Below are 16,216 nucleotides of genomic sequence, written 5' to 3' on the forward strand. Positions count from 1 at the left end.
TGTGGCGCCCGCGTGGACACCGTGGCGTGGATCACGCTGCAGCAAAGGCCCTGATGACAAGGGAAAAGACCGGCCCACACCGTCTGGTAACGATTTGGCATACGGAGGCTGTATTACATGCAATGACATGTCACATTGCCTGTTCGGCGGCGAAAATCCCGTGCGCCCCACTTAGGCCGGGCACGCCGGTCGCGACGCTATTGAGGCTGGCGCGCATCCCGTCCGGCCAGCATCTCCGGCAGCCCGTCCACCTGGGCCAGGGCCTGCTCCCGGTTGCCAAGCGCAACGCTGACGTGATGGCCGATGTAACCGCGGACTTCGGCGGAGAACTCGTGCCTGGCCGCGGATGCGACGGCGGCGTTTGCCTGGTTCCGCAGAGTGATGAGAACTGGTTTGTTCTGCAGTGTGCGGTCAACCCACTCCGGATGGCCGAAGACGCGGCCCATCTGGATAGTCCCGTCGTCGAGATATCCAGCTGCATAGACCGCCGCGGCACCGAAGGCTGCCTGCTTGCCCAGATCACTCCCGAGCTCGGTCGCGTAATAGGAGCGGATCTCCCTGGCGAGGTACTGGACCACCGGGCGCATGGCCTCGACGTCGGGCTCGCTGACGGCTTTGGTCTCGCTGGCACGTTGGATGGCCTCGCCGACCAGATCGAGCTGCGTGGTGAGCTCTGTGCGCAGGTCAGGGTCCAGCTCCTTGCCTTGGCTCATTGCGACTGCGTTATGGAAAACCATCAGGCGCTGGAGGTTGGCGAACATGAGGGCAAGGGCGTTGAAGCGGTGTTCTTCCGGAGTCATCGGGCCAATGTAGCGGGGCCGTTTGCTGGGGGTTCCACGGCGCGCCGAACCGTTTCCACCCTGCCGCTGATGCGGGCGAAGGGCAGCTCACCCGCGGGGTAAATTGGGCTGTATGAGAATCACCATTATCGGCGGGTCCCAAGGCACCGGCGCGCAGCTGGCTTCCCTCGCCCAGGCGGCCGGACATGAGGTCACGGTGCTCTCGCGCAGCGGTACCGCGCCCGAAGGTGTCCGGAACGTCACTGGAAACGCAACTGACCCGGATGCAGCGGCCCGCGCAGTTGCGGGGGCCGACGCCGTCGTAGTGACCGTGGGAGGGGCAAAGGGCGTCCATCATCAGCGCGACGCCGTTACCCGGACCGTTATCGGCGCGATGCGAGCAGAAGGCGTACGACGGCTTGTGGTGCAGTCTTCGCTGGGCGCAGGAGACTCGGCGTCCCAGCTTCCCGGGCCGCTGGGACTGATTACCCGGATCGTGCTTGCAAAAGCCTTGGCGGATCACGATGCCCAGGAGTTCGCCGTCTCGAGCTCCGGCCTGGATTGGACCATCCTCCGACCCACCGGCCTGACGGGCAAGGAACCGTCCGGCACCTGGCAGATACTCGAGACGACGGACAACGGCAAACTCAAGGGCTCCATTCCACGGGCCGACCTTGCCGCCTGCATGCTCGGCCTCCTCACGGACGATTCCACTGTCGGCAAGGCCCTGGGCGTCAGCAGCTAGGGCACCGGAGCCAGGCGTTTAACGCCGCCCACCTTTCTTGGGGTCCGTACACCGGGCCCATTCGCATGCCTGTACCCGCCCCCCTATAAGACAGGTAGGACCTTGTTCGATTTGGTCCGGTTGCATCGCCAGCACAGAGTCTGGAGATTCTCCGGTGCCGACAGCCCGCCTTTGGAGACTGGTATGACGTGATCCACCTCGAGAAGGAGATGGGGCTCCGCGTCGATCGAGACTGAACAATACTGACAAGTGTGCTTGTCTCGCTCCTTGATGAAGTTCCGGAGCTTCGCCGTCATAAGGGCGCGTTGTCCGGCAGCACTTTTAGCGAATCGGATCCTTTGTGAAAGCGTCTCTACGAGCGTGTCAATCGTCTTGGAATCCAATGTGACGGTTGCTCTCTGTGAGCTGTTCCCACCAGCACTGACGTACTCGAAGGCATACACAGGATACGGAACGCTGATCGGTGAGAGTTCGATTCCTACGTGCTCCATGAATTCGGCCGCGTAGTGCTGCAAGATAAACGCAGGCGGGGCGAATGATTCAGTGATGCTCACTTCGCGCTGCTGAAGGTTATTCACTGCATTTTCGAGTCGGGCAATCTCGTCACCGAGTGTCTCCACATCAACAAGATTCGTCTCGTTCGCTTTGATGTTGAAGTACTTCATCAAGTATTTGATGGGCTCAACGCTAGCGTTACGGACGACTTGCAGCGAGCAGTTGTGCACATTTGGCGCTTGGTAGGCGGCTACATTGCGGTCCCTGCGATAGTTGTGATTGCTCGTGTTCTCAAATGATGCAAGATGTGCATGGGCACCCGTAGATGAGACACCGAGCTGGAACGCGCCACGACCGCGAATCTCGGCGGTGTACGCCGCGATTTCGTTGTGCTCGGTGACCAGTGACGCAATCTCAGATTTGCGTGCCAGAAACTCCTCGCTCGAAAAGTAGCGATTTTTGCGGATATGGCGAATTACTCGCGGTGCAATCGCACAAGCCGAAACAGCTAGCACAATCGGCAGGATGACGTACCAATACTCCAGTACGAACGCCAGAACGAGAATTACGGCTACGATCGCGGCAATCTGCGGCAACGGCGTTCTCCCTTCAATGAGTCGAGTCGAGAATAACCGTTAATGCCACCGATTACACGTTGCCGTCACCTGATTCTTCCGGCTTCTAACCAATTACATGCCCGACAGCGGCTTCACCATGATCAGGCACGGCGTGGCTTCTCCCCAGAGATCCGTCTCCTCCAGGGGCAGGAATCCCCACTTCTCATAGAAGTGTCGAGTTCGCGCGTAGCCTGCATCCGGATGGGACGGACCGAGCGTCTTCACCTCAAGGAGGCGCACCCCGCGGAGAATCGCGTCGGCCTCGATCGCAGCCAGCATTGCGGTCCCTGCGCCGGAGCCGTGAGCCGCGCGGTCGACCACTGTCAGGTGAATCTCGGCCACATGCGGAAAGTGCCGGTCGACCAGGGTGACTCCGACGACGGAACCGCCGGCGTCGCGCACGGTCCAGGTTTCCTTGGTTCGGGCAGCGTCGATGTACTCGGCATTCGAGTCCGGCTGCCCGAACCATTCGGGCACGGTGGCGAGCAGGCGGGCGACGTCGTCGGGAACGGGGTGGTCCCGGGCTGCAGTCCAGGACGTGGCTCGAACTTCTCCCTGTGCTGTGGAGCCGGCACCGCCACCCTGACGATCGTGGCTAGGCAATTTCGGCCTGAATCTCGCGGATCGTCGCTCCCAGAATGCCGCGGAACAGCAGCCCCTCGCCCAGTGGACCGTGGGCGTCAGTACCTACGGGCGGCAGCAACCGCAGCACGGCTCGCTCGCCGTCGCTCAGGTTGGCCAGCTGCCACCGGATCTCCTGCCGGACCGCCTCCGGCTCATCCGGATTCGAGAGCGAGACTGCCTTCGCCGCGTAGGCGGCCGCGCCCAAAGCATGGGCGCCCATGTGGGCGACCGCGGCTGCCTGGGCGACGGCGCGGGCTGCTGCAGCGCCGGCCGGCGTCGTCGCGGCATTCGCGGTTTTTACGACGATGAGCCGCTTGCTGATTTCCTCTGCGGCGGTGCCTGATCCTGCGCTGTAGGCGCGGGTGCGGGCGAGAGCATCCCGGGCTGTTCCTTCCGCGGTTTCGTCTGCTTTGTAGAGCGGCAGGACACGCTCAGCACATGCTGCCGCCCAGCGCGCGATGACGCGCCGGTTCGGATCGCTGAGGGTCTGGGGTGAGGCCATCTGAAAGATGATGCCACACCGGCTTGCGGACCGACTCAGGCCGTCGGGAGCGCTGCCTCTTTCTGAGCCTTGGCGGCCGCGATGCGGGGGCCGCTAAACCACAGCACGATCCCCGCCAAGACCCAAACGCCCAGGGTCAGGGCCGCAGCGCCTCCGCCGGCGCCGTCGAAATAGGCCACGGCGCGGACGAGGGTGCCGGCAGCCCCGGGAGGAAGGAGCTGGCCGATCATCGCAACCCCGCCGGGAAGCCACTGGGCGCTGGTGGAGATGCCGGCAAAGGGATTGCCCACAAACATCATGGACATGGCGGCGATGGTGAAGCCCTTCGTGCCAAAACACTCATTGAGGCCGGCCAGGGGCAGGGCCAGTGCTGCAATGCCCAGCGCAACACTGGCCGCAACCGGGACCAGCGGACCCTCGATACTGCCGAACAGGTACTTCAGGACGACGGCGACGACGAACCCTCCGGCGACCGAAAAACCGGTGAGCCCGGCGAAGATCCACCAGCGTTTCCCGGACAGCATGGAGCGGAACGCCACGGCGGGCACAATACCGCCGAAGACCAGGGGGAAGGCCAGACCTCCAATGCCCACGCCCGTCGGGTCGCCGGCGGGAAGCGGAACCACGTCCACAATCTCGGCGGTCTGCCCCGTGCTGCCCGCCATCGTGGCGCCGACGTTGCTGACGGTCCCGGACACTGCGGTTGAGCCGGCGCTCGCTACGTACACCTGCATGTCTTGCGGATCGGAGAAGTCGAAGCCGCCGACGATGTCCCGGTCCCGGATTCCCTGCTCCAGGTCGTCGGCACTTTCATAGGCCTGGACAACGAAGGCGCCCGGTGACTGGGACTCCAGGGTTTCCGAGACCGTCTCGGCCTTCTCCTGCGCCCCGACTACGCCCAGGCCCAGGTCCCGCGGTCCGGAAAGGAGCGAGGGTGAGATGAAGAGCATCAGAAGGGCCAGCAGAATGACCGAGAGACCGACGGTCAGGCCCGCCCAGATGGCGGCGTGCTTTCGATGGGAGCCGGTTGCCGGCGCTTGAGCTGTCATGGATCCTTCGTTTGCGGAGGCACTTCCTCCGCTTCTACGGATGATATTCCTCCGGTTTAGACTGAAGGTCAATTTGAAGGGAGCCGGGATGAGGGCTGACGCTGCGCGGCGAAGAGAAGCAATCATCAACCATGCCAGGCACCTTTTTGCCGAGCGGGGCGGCGACGTTGCCCTGGAGGCCGTAGCTGCGGCGAGCGGAGTGGGCATCGCAACCTTGTACCGCAATTTCCCCTCCCGCGAAGATCTGGTCCGGGCCGTGGTTCAGGACACTGTCGAGGGCATCCTGGAAGCGGCAAACACGGCCCGGGCCGGGCTTGAAACGAATGCTGCAGCGTCATGGGAGCGGCTTTTATCGCAGCTGATGTCCATGGAGCTGGGTGCGCTGACCGACGGCCTTGCGCTCCAGGCTGGTGCTGCCAGCGATTTGAACGCCACTCCCCTGGCTCTGGTGCAACGCCCGGCCGTTGACGCCCTTGACGAGGTGCTCGCCGAGCTCAAGCGGCGCGGTGCGGTACGGCAGGAGCTCACCGCGCTGGACGTGATCGTTGCGGTGGCGACGATCACGCGGCCGCAGATCTCTCCCATCCGTGAGGCGGCGCCGGAGGTGCAGGCGCAGCTGGCCCATGCGTACCTGCTGTGGAGCCGGGCTTCGTAGGGTGGCCTGAAAACAAAAAGCGCTTCCCGAATCGAAATCCGGGAAGCGCTTTTTCGGAGCACGACTAGAAGTTAAACCTAAAGTCCACCACGTTCCGTAGTCGAATAACCTTACGACCAGACAACCGGTCATATCCAGTGAGGACGTACTGATCGTGCCCGCTTGGTGCAGCCGTTGCGGCTATTCTCGCGTGCGCACGTCTGGATTCAGCCCTGGGATTCGCTGCCCCAGAGAATCTCACTATCCAGCCCGTCCAACTCCGTAGGGTAACCATCCGGAAAACTCGGCGGGTCCTGTACCTTCGGCCCTCCGAGTTCCTCGGGGCCCAGTTCATCGTGCAGTGCCACGATGCCCGGAAGAGTCCATTCCCTGGCCACAAACAGCTGTCCCTCACCGAACGGGATCACGTACTCACCCGAGACAGCGGGAACCTGCTCGTGGGCCTTCGCTGAGGTCCAGGCCAGATAGGCCGCATGCGAAACGTACCCCTTACCCATACTCGCCCGGATGGCCGATACGGTCATGAAGCTTGCTGAGTCAGGCTGCCAGATCCGCACCAGGTCCAGGAACAGGCGGGCAGCGGCCGACGGCGGGCCCAGTGGAAAATCTTCCGGAAGGTCGACTGTGACCTCGTTATCCCTCGTAAATCCCGCAGCTACGCTGATACTCGCCAACGGGTTCATCCGCTGCGCTGGATCCTCGTACAGGAAGAGGTAGGTACTCGGGCGGGCGAAATCGCCCCCCGACGTACTTGTGAATGTCTCTTCAACGACACTTTCCAAGGACCCCGGATCCTCCGGGACAGGAATCGATCCCCTGCCATTCTCGTCCGTGGGCAGATACCAGTCCACAGATCCTGCGGGGTATCCGTCGGAGATGAGAGACATGGTTGGGGCCAGCCGGCGGGAAACCTCCAGCGCAGATTCCTTCCGGCCTTCCCAGACCAGAGAGATAAACGGTTTGCGGCACTCCGGTCCCAGGACCTCGCGGACAGTTCTCATACCCCCAATGTAATAGTCGGCCTCTACTAGCCAACGATTAGACCGCGTTCCGTAGCCGAATAAAGTCTGCGCAGCAGTCGGCAAGTCCAGTGCCCACACAACCGCTACTCACTGGGGAATGGTTATTGGGAAAACACCCAATGAGAACTGTCCGACGGACGGCCAGCGCTCAGCGCCGGGCAGGCTGGGATTGCTTCGTGGAGTCACTGCGGAGGCTGTCCCTGAAGCACGAGGCCTTCGTCTCCGGGGAGGACTTTGCCTTGATCCCGCTCGGCACTGTCCTCCTCATTCAAGGTCCAAGCGTCGCCCGGCGAGCAGGGGGCAATAGCGCTAATACTGTACGACTCGTCCGCTGCATAGGTATTGAATACAGCCCTAAGGACGGGACCGCCCTCGGCGAAGACAGTCGGGTGCGTTGTCGGATTTACCGTGCGTACGCTCATGCCAAGGGACTCCCAATACTCGGCGACGCGCTTGGCATCCCCAATATGGTCAGTTCCACGGGGGGCCCAGCGGTCATAGCTGTAACTGGCAGTGGCGTCCTCCCGTCCATGGCTGCTTTCAGGGGTGCATTCCTGCGCCCCCGCTGACCCGTTGCGGGGCCACCACCCGGTGACGTCCAACTGTTCGGCGGTATTGAACACGAGTTCCACCACCCGGTCCCGCCCTTCCCTGGCACTGATCTCCGGCGTCGTCTTCTCCTCAGCGCATCCGGTCATTGTCATTCCCATCAGGAGCACAGCAGCCGCGGCCATGAACATCCTCATATGTGTCCTAAAGGCGGGCACTGTTCATTCCTTCCAGTAAGGCCTTCTGCCGCTCAGCCGGCCCCAACTGGGCATACTCGGTGATCTTCTCCGGTAGTCCCATGATCGCCCAGGCTGTGTCTTTCAGGGATTCTGTTCTCTTGTCCAAGTATCCGGCCTGCCCAACGCACTTCTGGACCAAGGAGTTCTGCCCGGATAGGTCAGCGTAAACCTATCGACCCCGGTTACAAAAAATGCCGCCCTCAGCGTTTCCGGCGAGGGCGGCATTCTTATTGTTTCAGACGAAAAACCTATACATTAAACCGGAACTCCACCACGTTCCGAAGCCGAATAACCTCACAACCAGGAGTATCAGAGATATGATCGAGGCTAGCCTCACGGCCCGATCACAGCACGTTCCCAGACCTCTCCCCCGCGCAGGTCGTCGCGCTACAGGACGCCTAGCTCACTAATTCCGACAGGCTGCTGCGGGCAGCGCTGGCAATACTAGAGAACGACAACGTGCCGCTCGCGCGACCCTGACTGCCGGCGCTTGACAACGTGCGACAGAAATATCTGGGTCTGCTGCAGGAACCATCGTCGGCGTCTCAAATCGCTGACATCCGCGCCTCTGCCTAAGCGGAACCGCAGTCGTCGGACGAGGCGGGCTACAGCCCCATGATCTCCCGCTTTTTTGCTGCGAACTCCCCCTCCGAGAGAAGCCCTGCGTCCATCAGCTCTTTCATCTTCTTCACAGCCTCGATCTGCTCATCGAAGGACAGCATGGTTGTCTGACTTGCCTGTGCCCCTGTCTGAGTGTTCATGCCATGTGCGAGGTTCATGCCAAAAATCGTCCCGCCGCCATCGCCGAGTCCGTGTGCTAGCACACCCTGAGCAATCTTCTGCTGTGCAGAAATGTTCGAGGACTGCTGTGAGACCTTTTCGTAGGCCTTGAGGTTCATCACGTTCGTCGAGTACTGCTTGACCAGGGCCCGCGCTTCGGGAGTGAAGTCGATGTTCTCGATGCCCACATTGACTACTTCGATGCCGAAGCGCTCAGCCCAGCTCCGTGCACCAAGGCTGCCAGCCGAGACTTGGGCGGCGATCGTGTGAGCCTGAGAGGGTAGCTGTGAAATGCGGAACGTCGATGACAGCGAGTTCAGCGCTACCGTGAAGGACTGGATGAACTCAGAGACGAGCTGCTGACGGGCCTCCGGGGTGTTGAAGCTGTAGTGGAAAACGTTGGCAGGCACGAAGCTCCTGATGAACGTTTCCACGTTGACGATCCGCAGTGAGAAGGTGCCGAATGCCGTGATCTCCAAATCCGTGCCATAGAACAGGTCGTTATAAACGAGCGGTCCTCGAGTGCCGAACTTGATACCTCGAATCTCCCGAAGGTTAACGAAGGCAATATGCTTCTGATCTGAAGCCTGTCCTCCGAAGCCAACGCGGCCGGCTATCTGGCTAACAAACGACTCCATGACACCTTCGCCGTTAAAGACGCTGCTCTGGCCGTTCTGGTACTCGTAGCCACCGCTCTGAGTAATAATGGCCTCGATGCCGGCCTGACTGAAAATGAAGGCGGCAGTATTTTCGGGAACGAATATTTTGGAACCGTTGGAGATGACCCCCATTGACCCCTTGTAATTCGTACCTCGACCGTTGTTTGTCTGCTTAAGGACGCCCGGAACTATTGCCGTACGCTCGTCGAAGTGGCCAGCGGTGATGATGTCCTTCCACTGGTCAGCGAAGGTGCCAGTTAGTGCGCCTGTAAATGCTTGAATGATGCTCATTGCAGTGTCACCTTCGGTTCAGAGTCGGATAGCAGTGTCGCAATAGCTACAGACGATGGCTTGCCCCCGGACGCCTGAGACTGGTGCGCCGCAGGAACCGCAATCACCCGCGACAGGCACAGCTGCGGCAGCGGCGGCGATCTCACCCTTGGACTTGAATCCAAAGGCATCCTTGAAGGCGTCCACCGTGTCTTTCATGACCCCTGCAACCTTCTCCGCTCCCGAAGAGTTGAGCGAGGCAGCCGGGGCGCCAGTAATAACCTCGTTGATCTTCTTCGACCAGAAGGTGGCTTCTTTCTTGTTCGGGAAGCCGAAGTGTTCCGTGCCATTGTGGAAATACACGTCTAAGGCTGGCGAGCCGTTCCGCTTGCCGAGAAGCGCCTGAGCTTGACCTTGGAAAATCTTGATCTCGCGGAGTGGGAAGACCTTAAATCCCTTTTTGTTGCCGAAAGTGCCCTTCTTGATGAGCACAAGGTTCTGACTGGTGAGGATCAACTCGTCAGTGTAAACCGCCAAGAATCCACCGTGGAGCACCCCCTCATACCTATGCACAAACGACTCGTTGGGCTGAAGATTGTATCCCGCCACTGATCTCTCCTGTATGGGCCGTAAACAATGATGCTGTTGGCCCACCCTGGCAAGCTGGCAGTCCTCCACCCCAGCATAGAGTCACCCGAGGGGCAGTTCGTGCATTACCTCTTTCTGCTTCATCGCACTATCACCAACCGGGAGGCCGCCGGACGGCGGGCTCATCCCCCGGGACCTCTTTCGGTACGTTGCCTCCTCTGAAATGTCGTCCTCGACTCGCTCATCGCCGGACCAATTCCCTGGCTTGGGGCGCCAGCCATCCTCGATGCCCCGGCTCCCCAAGCCAGACGCGGACGCCTCAACAATAGAGTGCACTGCTCCCGTTCTGCTCCAAAGGGTCATATGGCTATATAGCTATCGATTCGGGTACAAGAAAAGCCGCCCTCGACGTTTCCGTGAGGGCGGCTTTCTCAATGCTTTAGGCGAAGAATTTATACATTAAACCTAAACTCCACCACGTCGCCGTCGACCATAACGTAGTCCTTGCCTTCGATGCGGACCTTGCCGCGGGACTTGGCCTCGGCCATGGAGCCGGCGTCGACCAGGTCGTCGAAGGACACAACTTCGGCCTTGATGAAGCCGCGCTGGAAATCGGAGTGGATGACGCCGGCAGCCTGCGGGGCGGTGTCGCCCTTGCGGATGGTCCAGGCGCGGGTTTCCTTGGGGCCGGCAGTCAGGTAGGTCTGCAGGCCGAGGGTGTGGAAGCCGACGCGTGCGAGCTGGTCCAGGCCGGATTCTTCCTGGCCGTTCATTTCCAGCATTTCGCGGGCTTCTTCTTCGTCCAGCTCCACCAGGTCGGCTTCGAGCTTGGCGTCGAGGAAGATTGCGTCTGCCGGTGCCACCAGTTCGCGCAGCTCAGCTTGGCGGTCCGGGTTGCCCAGCACGGCGTCGTCGACGTTGAACACGTAGATGAACGGCTTGGCGGTGAGCAGGCTCAGCTCGCGCAGGTGCTCCATGTCCAGCTTGTCGCTGGCCACGGAGGAGAAGATCGTGTCGCCGCGTTCCAGCACAGCCTGGGCTGCCTGCATGGCGGCCAGCTGCGCGGCGTCGCGCTTCTTGATCTTGACTTCCTTCTCCACTCGCGGAATCGCCTTTTCCAGCGTCTGCAGGTCAGCCAGGATCAGTTCGGTGTTGATGGTTTCCATGTCCGAACGCGGGTCCACCTTGCCGTCCACGTGGATGACGTCGGGGTCATCGAACACGCGGATAACCTGGGCAATGGCTTCGGCTTCGCGGATGTTGGCGAGGAACTGGTTGCCCAGCCCTTCACCCTCGGAAGCGCCCTTGACGATCCCGGCGATGTCCACGAAGGACACCGTTGCCGGAAGGATGCGCGCCGAACCGTGGATTTCGGCCAGCTTGGCCAGCCGCGGATCGGGAAGGGACACGACGCCGACGTTCGGTTCGATGGTGGCGAACGGATAGTTCGCCGCCAGCACGTTGTTGCGGGTCAGCGCATTGAACAGGGTTGATTTGCCGACGTTGGGCAGGCCGACGATGCCAATAGTAAGAGCCACGTTAGTAAATGATACCGGGCGCTAGGACTCGTCCGCACGACGGCGGCCGCCCAGGCCGTGCGAGGAGTCCCCCATGGCCTTCAGGGTGGCGCGGATTTCCTTCGGCAGGGAGAAGATGATGTCCTCTTCGGCCGTCACTACCTCTTCGACGTCGCCGTAGCCGTACTGGGACAGCAGGTGCAGCACGTCCTGGACCAGGTTTTCGGGAACGGAGGCACCGGACGTGACGCCGACCGTGGCCACGCCCTCGAACCAGCTTTCATCCACCTCGTTGGCAAAGTCCACGCGGTAGGAGGCCTTGGCGCCGTACTCCAGCGCCACCTCCACCAGCCGGACGGAGTTGGAGGAGTTCGCCGAACCCACCACCAGCACCAGGTCCGCTTCCGGCGCGATCTTCTTGATGGCTGCCTGGCGGTTGGAGGTTGCGTAGCAAATGTCGTCGCTGGGCGGGTCCTGCAGGGAGGGGAAGCGTTCGCGCAGCAGGTTGACGGTGTGCATGGCTTCATCCACGCTCAGCGTGGTCTGGGAGAGCCAGATGACCTTGTCCGGGTCCCGGACGGTGACCTTGTCCACGTCTTCGGGACCGTTGACGATCTGCATGTGTTCCGGCGCTTCGCCGTAGGTGCCCTCGACCTCTTCGTGGCCTTCGTGGCCGATCAGCAGGATGTCGAAGTCATCGCGGGCAAACCGGACGGCTTCGCGGTGCACCTTGGTGACCAGCGGGCAGGTGGCGTCGATGGTCTGCAGGTTCCGGTCCTTGGCGGACTGGACGACGGCGGGTGAGACGCCGTGCGCGGAGAAGATCAGCCGCGCGCCTTCCGGGACCTCGTCGGTCTCATCCACGAAGATCGCACCCTTTTCCTCCAAAGTGGTGACCACGTGGAGGTTGTGGACAATCTGCTTCCGGACGTACACCGGCGGCCCGTAGGCTTCCAGCGCCTTTTCGACGGCGATGACAGCCCGGTCCACTCCCGCGCAGTAGCCCCGCGGTGCAGCCAGCAGCACGCGTCGCGGACCGAAAACGGGAGCCGCAGCTGCCACTTCCTCGGGGGTGCGGCGCCGCCGGGGCACGGTGGGCATAGGCACGGAGATAACTGTGCTGGTCATGCACCCATGCTATCGGGTGGGCTATGGGTTCCCGTCCCCGCAGACCGTGGGTACGCTCACAGCGGAGCTACCGCCGGGAGCCCCTCAGTGCCCGTGCCAGCATCCCGGCCACGAACGCGGCGGCTCCGGCCAGCATCAGGCCGATGGTCCACGTGTGCAGGCTTGCCGCTGCCTCCCCGGCAAAGGCCTCGGCAAACGCGGACGCCACGGGACTGCTGAGCTGCTGGGCGGAGACCTGGCCCGGCAGCCTCCCCGCTCCCAGCCACAGCACTCCCCCGGCGAGCGCCACACCCAGGCCGATCAGAGCAAAGGTGGTGGACCGGCGTCGTGCGGCGAGCAGCGCCAGGAGACCGGCGACGGCGGCGGCGAGCGCCAGCACGGGCCAGGCCTCGCCTGCCCGCTCGGCGTTTCGCATCAGCTCCGCGTGCCCGGCGCCGCCGATTTCCACGGGTACCTGCTCCACGGCCGGGACATCCACGGACAGCTCGTTTCCCACGCTGCCCGTGACTAGCGAGACCAGGGGTGCGACGTCGAGCGTCAGCGCCGCTCCCGTCCCCTCCGCGGCGTCCCCGAAGGTGAGCGCATGCGAGCGGCGCAGCGTTTCGCTCCACGCCTCGGGGTATTCCGGCAGTGTCTGGACCTGTTCCACGGCCGAGGTGATCAGCGGCTCCACCACAGAGGCCAGCGGAGCAGGCACGTCCACCGCCCCGACGGCCTCCGCGGACAGAGCCGTAGCGAGTTCGCGCTGGAAGGCCTCGTCCCGGGCCAGCGGTTCGCCGAGGGCGGCAAAGCCGTTTTCCGAGACCACGTTCGTATTCAGCCACGCCCCGCAGAAGGCCGCCGCTGTAAGCAGGACGGCGAGCAGGCCGAAGACGGCCGAGACGAATGTGCGCATAAAGAAATTCCTTGTCCGTTGGGATCCGCGGGCGTTGAGGACGGCCGGCGGAACCGGACCGGGGGAAGCACCTGATAGACATTAAGCCTGGGCCGGTTCCTCCGCCGGCCCGAGAGCCAGTTCCAATCCACCGCGGGAGCATCTTCATGCAAGACGACAGCGGACCGTTGAGTCCCGAGAATACCCCGGAGCAGTCCACGCTGCCCGCCACTGCCGCGCAGACGACCCCGGAGAACCCCTGGCCGCTGGCACTGCTCTCGAAGAACCTCAAGAGCTACATTGACCGCGCCCCCGCCACCTGGGTGGAGGGCCAGGTGATCGAGTTGAACCGCCGGGCCAACGCCTCCTACATCACCCTGCGCGACGTCGACGCCGAGGTGTCGCTCTCCCTGACCGCGTGGAGCACGGTCATGAACCGGCTGGAGCTGCCGCTGGAGCGCGGTGCGCGGGTGGTGGCCCTGGTGAAGCCGGACTTCTGGGTCAAGACCGGACGGCTGTCCATGCAGACCCGCGACATCCGGCCGGTGGGGCTGGGCGACCTCCTGGCACGGATTGAACGGCTGCGGCATGCCCTGGCCGCGGAAGGCCTCTTCCGGGAGGACCGCAAGCTGCCCCTGCCGCTGCTGCCTGGCCGGATCGGCCTGATCACCGGACGGAACTCCGATGCCATGAAGGACGTGATGCGCAACGCCGCACTGCGCTGGCCAGCCGTCGAGTTCGAGGTTCGCGAGGTGGCGGTCCAGGGCGTGAACGCCGTGGCCGAAGTGAGCCGCGCGCTCGCCGAACTCGACGCCATGCCCGAAGTGGATGTCATCATCATTGCCCGCGGCGGCGGCTCGCTGGAAGACCTGCTGGCCTTCAGCCATGAGGACCTGGTCCGCGCGGTATCGGCAGCATCCACTCCGGTGGTCAGCGCCATCGGCCATGAAGCGGACCGTCCCCTGCTCGACGACGTGGCCGACCTGCGCGCCTCCACGCCCACCGACGCCGCGAAGCGGGTGGTACCGGATGTCGGCGAGGAGCTGGCTCGGATCCGCCAGTCCCGTCAACAGCTGCGCCGGGTCCTCAACACCCTGGTGGGCAGGGAAACGGACCGGTTGAACCACATCCGGTCCCGTCCCGCCCTGGCCGCGCCGCAGTCCATGGTGGAGCGGCGCCAGGAAGAGATCTCCCGGCTGCGCTCCCGGGCCATGTCCGCCGTCACCGCGGAGGTCCGCCGGGACGCGGACCGGATCGGGCACCTGCGCGCCCAGGTCCGCGCGCTTTCCCCGCAGAACACCCTGGACCGCGGTTACGCGGTGGTCCAGTTGCAGGACGGCTCCGTAGTGCGCGACGCCGGCACGGTGCCGGCAGCCGCACAGCTGCGGATCCGCGTTGCCGTCGGTGAACTGACCGCCACCGAAGGAACCCGGTAGCCAGCGTCCCCGCTGCCCCCATTTACCAACCCAGCAAGCCCGTAAAGGACAAGACATGAGTGAAACACCGGCAGTACCCGCAGTACCCGCAGACATCGAGGCCATGAGCTACGAGCAGGCCCGCGACGAGCTCCTGACCGTTGTGGGACGACTCGAAACCGGCGGCGCCAGCCTGGAGGAATCCCTGGCCCTGTGGGAGCGCGGCGAGCACCTGGCCAACCGCTGCGAATCCTGGCTCGAGGGCGCCCGCCAGCGCCTGGACGCGGCCCGCAGCCAGGCAACCGGCGAGTAAGGCGGGCGGGGCTGGGACATCCCGCCCTACCCCCATCGCCGAGCGAGGAACGACCGAGGAAGCAGCAGCGGGCTGTCCCAGCCCTGCCCCGGCCCCGGCCCCTACGGCTTGTAGCTGCTCAGGAACTCGCCCAGCCGCGTCATGGCGTCTTCGATGTCCTCGACGTTGGGCAGGGTCACCATCCGGAAATGGTCCGGCCGCACCCAGTTGAACGCCGTGCCCACGGACACCAGGATCTTCTGCTGCTTCAGCAGGTCCAGGGCGAACTGTTCGTCGTCCTTGATCGGATAAACCTCCGGGTCAAGGCGCGGGAACAGGTACAGGGCGCCCTGCGCCAGCTCACAGGTGACGCCGGGGATGTCGTTGAGCATCTGGTGCGCCTTGTCGCGCTGGGCGCGCAGCCGTCCGCCGGGGAGGATCAGGTCGTTGATGCTCTGGTACCCGCCGAGCGCGGTCTGGATGGCGTGCTGTGCCGGAACATTCGCGCACAGGCGCATGTTCGCCAGGAGGTTGATGCCTTCGATGTAGTCCGCCGCGTCCTGCTTCGGACCGGAGATGGCCATCCAGCCGCTGCGGTAGCCGGCTATCCGGTAGGCCTTGGACAGGCCACTGAACGTCAGGCAGAGGACGTCGTCGCCGGTGACCGTCGCCGAGTTCACGTGCACGGCGTCGTCGTACAGGATCTTTTCGTAGATTTCGTCCGAGAAGATGATCAGGCCGTGCTTGCGGGCCAGGTCCACGATCGACTTCACCACATGCTCCGGGTACACGGCGCCGGTGGGGTTGTTGGGGTTGATCAGGACAATGCCCTTGGTCCGGTCGGTGATCTTGGAGGCAAGGTCCTCCACGTCCGGCCACCAGTGCTCGGATTCGTCGCACAGGTAGTGCACCGCCGTGCCGCCGGCCAGCGAGACCGAAGCGGTCCACAGCGGATAGTCCGGGGCGGGGACAAGGATCTCGTCGCCGTTGTTCAGCAGCGCCTGCATCGAGAGCGTGATCAGTTCGCTGACCCCGTTGCCCAGGTACACGTCGTCGACGTCGATGTTGTTGATCCCGCGGCCCTGGTAGTACTGCACCACTGCGGTGCGGGCGGAGAAAATGCCGCGGGAATCGCTGTAGCCCTGGGCCTTGGGCAGGTGCCGCATCATGTCGACCAGGATCGCTTCCGGCGCTTCGAAGCCGAACGGCGCGGGATTGCCGATGTTCAGCTTGAGGATCCGGTGGCCTGCTGCTTCCATCCGCTGCGCGTGCTCGAGCAACGGTCCACGGATGTCATACAGGACGTTGTGGAGTTTATGCGACTGCTTGAATTCTGCCATTTCTTTAGGATGCCACAGGCGGGGGGGGGGGGGGGGGGTGTGTGGAGTGGCGCCCCCCGCCCCCCCGGGCCCGGGCC

At 63.3% G+C, this 16,216-nt stretch carries 17 protein-coding genes; 4 read left to right on the forward strand and 13 right to left on the reverse strand.

The annotated features are described in order from the left end of the window. Window positions 1–197 precede the first annotated feature (197 nt). On the reverse strand, window positions 198–800 hold the full coding sequence (locus LJ760_RS01450; protein ID WP_227918495.1) for a hypothetical protein: 603 nt from the start codon (window positions 798–800) through the stop codon (window positions 198–200). Between the two features lie 112 nt (window positions 801–912). On the opposite strand from LJ760_RS01450, the gene LJ760_RS01455 reads away from it, so the two are divergent. Further along, a complete protein-coding gene (locus LJ760_RS01455) occupies window positions 913–1,524 on the forward strand; it encodes an NAD(P)-dependent oxidoreductase (RefSeq protein ID WP_227918497.1) in 612 nt (203 codons plus the stop codon). Between the two features lie 83 nt (window positions 1,525–1,607). Here LJ760_RS01455 and LJ760_RS01460 read toward each other — a convergent pair whose 3' ends face one another. From LJ760_RS01460 to LJ760_RS01475, 4 genes are all read right to left on the reverse strand, one after another. Continuing rightward, complete coding sequence (locus tag LJ760_RS01460; protein ID WP_227918498.1) at window positions 1,608–2,615, reverse strand: HNH endonuclease; 1,008 nt, start codon at window positions 2,613–2,615, stop codon at window positions 1,608–1,610. A 93-nt stretch (window positions 2,616–2,708) separates the two neighbouring features. Further along, window positions 2,709–3,239, reverse strand: a complete 531-nt coding sequence (locus LJ760_RS01465; protein WP_227918499.1) for a GNAT family N-acetyltransferase — start codon at window positions 3,237–3,239, stop codon at window positions 2,709–2,711. Next, window positions 3,232–3,762: a putative immunity protein gene (locus LJ760_RS01470; RefSeq protein WP_227918500.1), complete on the reverse strand. Its 531-nt coding sequence runs from the start codon at window positions 3,760–3,762 to the stop codon at window positions 3,232–3,234. The genes LJ760_RS01465 and LJ760_RS01470 overlap by 8 nt, the downstream gene beginning before the upstream one ends. Window positions 3,763–3,797: 35 nt before the next feature. Further along, window positions 3,798–4,811 (reverse strand): hypothetical protein, encoded by a 1,014-nt coding sequence (locus tag LJ760_RS01475; RefSeq protein WP_227918501.1) that lies wholly within the window; start codon window positions 4,809–4,811, stop codon window positions 3,798–3,800. Between the two features lie 88 nt (window positions 4,812–4,899). Between LJ760_RS01475 and LJ760_RS01480 the strand changes: the two genes are divergently transcribed. After that, window positions 4,900–5,466 carry a TetR/AcrR family transcriptional regulator gene (locus tag LJ760_RS01480; protein WP_227918506.1) on the forward strand — a complete coding sequence of 189 codons (567 nt, stop codon included), beginning with the start codon at window positions 4,900–4,902 and terminating at the stop codon, window positions 5,464–5,466. A gap of 206 nt (window positions 5,467–5,672) precedes the next feature. Here LJ760_RS01480 and LJ760_RS01485 read toward each other — a convergent pair whose 3' ends face one another. The 7 genes from LJ760_RS01485 to LJ760_RS01515 all read right to left on the reverse strand — a co-directional run bounded on the left by LJ760_RS01485 (window position 5,673) and on the right by LJ760_RS01515 (window position 13,113). Further along, the gene (locus LJ760_RS01485) at window positions 5,673–6,467 is read right to left on the reverse strand and encodes a hypothetical protein (RefSeq protein WP_227918508.1); all 795 of its coding nucleotides are present in this window, start codon (window positions 6,465–6,467) and stop codon (window positions 5,673–5,675) included. Window positions 6,468–6,670: 203 nt separating this feature from the next. Beyond that, window positions 6,671–7,222: a hypothetical protein gene (locus LJ760_RS01490; protein WP_227918510.1), complete on the reverse strand. Its 552-nt coding sequence runs from the start codon at window positions 7,220–7,222 to the stop codon at window positions 6,671–6,673. 659 nt (window positions 7,223–7,881) lie between these two features. Then, the gene (locus LJ760_RS01495; RefSeq protein ID WP_227918512.1) at window positions 7,882–9,006 is read right to left on the reverse strand and encodes an SPFH domain-containing protein; all 1,125 of its coding nucleotides are present in this window, start codon (window positions 9,004–9,006) and stop codon (window positions 7,882–7,884) included. Window positions 9,007–9,024: 18 nt separating this feature from the next. Beyond that, complete coding sequence (locus LJ760_RS01500) at window positions 9,025–9,501, reverse strand: hypothetical protein (protein WP_227918514.1); 477 nt, start codon at window positions 9,499–9,501, stop codon at window positions 9,025–9,027. A 524-nt stretch (window positions 9,502–10,025) separates the two neighbouring features. After that, window positions 10,026–11,111, reverse strand: coding sequence for a redox-regulated ATPase YchF (gene ychF, locus LJ760_RS01505; protein WP_227918517.1), 1,086 nt, complete (start codon window positions 11,109–11,111; stop codon window positions 10,026–10,028). Between the two features lie 21 nt (window positions 11,112–11,132). Next, window positions 11,133–12,218, reverse strand: coding sequence for a 4-hydroxy-3-methylbut-2-enyl diphosphate reductase (locus LJ760_RS01510; protein ID WP_227918520.1), 1,086 nt, complete (start codon window positions 12,216–12,218; stop codon window positions 11,133–11,135). A gap of 67 nt (window positions 12,219–12,285) precedes the next feature. Then, complete coding sequence (locus LJ760_RS01515) at window positions 12,286–13,113, reverse strand: hypothetical protein (protein WP_227918523.1); 828 nt, start codon at window positions 13,111–13,113, stop codon at window positions 12,286–12,288. Window positions 13,114–13,259: 146 nt separating this feature from the next. Between LJ760_RS01515 and xseA the strand changes: the two genes are divergently transcribed. Continuing rightward, window positions 13,260–14,528, forward strand: a complete 1,269-nt coding sequence (gene xseA / locus LJ760_RS01520; protein ID WP_227918524.1) for an exodeoxyribonuclease VII large subunit — start codon at window positions 13,260–13,262, stop codon at window positions 14,526–14,528. A 55-nt stretch (window positions 14,529–14,583) separates the two neighbouring features. Then, window positions 14,584–14,820, forward strand: coding sequence for an exodeoxyribonuclease VII small subunit (locus tag LJ760_RS01525; RefSeq protein WP_227918525.1), 237 nt, complete (start codon window positions 14,584–14,586; stop codon window positions 14,818–14,820). Between the two features lie 101 nt (window positions 14,821–14,921). On the opposite strand, the gene LJ760_RS01530 is transcribed toward LJ760_RS01525, so the two are convergent. Next, complete coding sequence (locus LJ760_RS01530) at window positions 14,922–16,139, reverse strand: pyridoxal phosphate-dependent aminotransferase (protein ID WP_227918526.1); 1,218 nt, start codon at window positions 16,137–16,139, stop codon at window positions 14,922–14,924. Window positions 16,140–16,216: the final 77 nt, after the last annotated feature.

The sequence above is a fragment of the Arthrobacter sp. zg-Y895 genome, assembly GCF_020731025.1.
In the GTDB taxonomy this organism is placed as follows: Bacteria; Actinomycetota; Actinomycetes; order Actinomycetales; family Micrococcaceae; genus Arthrobacter_B.

Excerpts from the sequence above, each read along its gene's own strand:
- LJ760_RS01455 (WP_227918497.1), top strand. The coding sequence starts at position 913 with ATGAGAATCACCATTATCGGCGGGTCCCAAGGCACCGGCGCGCAGCTG.
- LJ760_RS01485 (WP_227918508.1), bottom strand. The coding sequence starts at position 6,467 with ATGAGAACTGTCCGCGAGGTCCTGGGACCGGAGTGCCGCAAACCGTTT.
- LJ760_RS01475 (WP_227918501.1), bottom strand. The coding sequence starts at position 4,811 with ATGACAGCTCAAGCGCCGGCAACCGGCTCCCATCGAAAGCACGCCGCC.
- LJ760_RS01480 (WP_227918506.1), top strand. The coding sequence starts at position 4,900 with ATGAGGGCTGACGCTGCGCGGCGAAGAGAAGCAATCATCAACCATGCC.
- LJ760_RS01495 (WP_227918512.1), bottom strand. The coding sequence starts at position 9,006 with ATGAGCATCATTCAAGCATTTACAGGCGCACTAACTGGCACCTTCGCT.
- LJ760_RS01515 (WP_227918523.1), bottom strand. The coding sequence starts at position 13,113 with ATGCGCACATTCGTCTCGGCCGTCTTCGGCCTGCTCGCCGTCCTGCTT.
- LJ760_RS01530 (WP_227918526.1), bottom strand. The coding sequence starts at position 16,139 with ATGGCAGAATTCAAGCAGTCGCATAAACTCCACAACGTCCTGTATGAC.
- xseA (WP_227918524.1), top strand. The coding sequence starts at position 13,260 with ATGCAAGACGACAGCGGACCGTTGAGTCCCGAGAATACCCCGGAGCAG.
- LJ760_RS01510 (WP_227918520.1), bottom strand. The coding sequence starts at position 12,218 with ATGACCAGCACAGTTATCTCCGTGCCTATGCCCACCGTGCCCCGGCGG.
- LJ760_RS01450 (WP_227918495.1), bottom strand. The coding sequence starts at position 800 with ATGACTCCGGAAGAACACCGCTTCAACGCCCTTGCCCTCATGTTCGCC.
- LJ760_RS01525 (WP_227918525.1), top strand. The coding sequence starts at position 14,584 with ATGAGTGAAACACCGGCAGTACCCGCAGTACCCGCAGACATCGAGGCC.
- LJ760_RS01470 (WP_227918500.1), bottom strand. The coding sequence starts at position 3,762 with ATGGCCTCACCCCAGACCCTCAGCGATCCGAACCGGCGCGTCATCGCG.
- LJ760_RS01490 (WP_227918510.1), bottom strand. The coding sequence starts at position 7,222 with ATGGCCGCGGCTGCTGTGCTCCTGATGGGAATGACAATGACCGGATGC.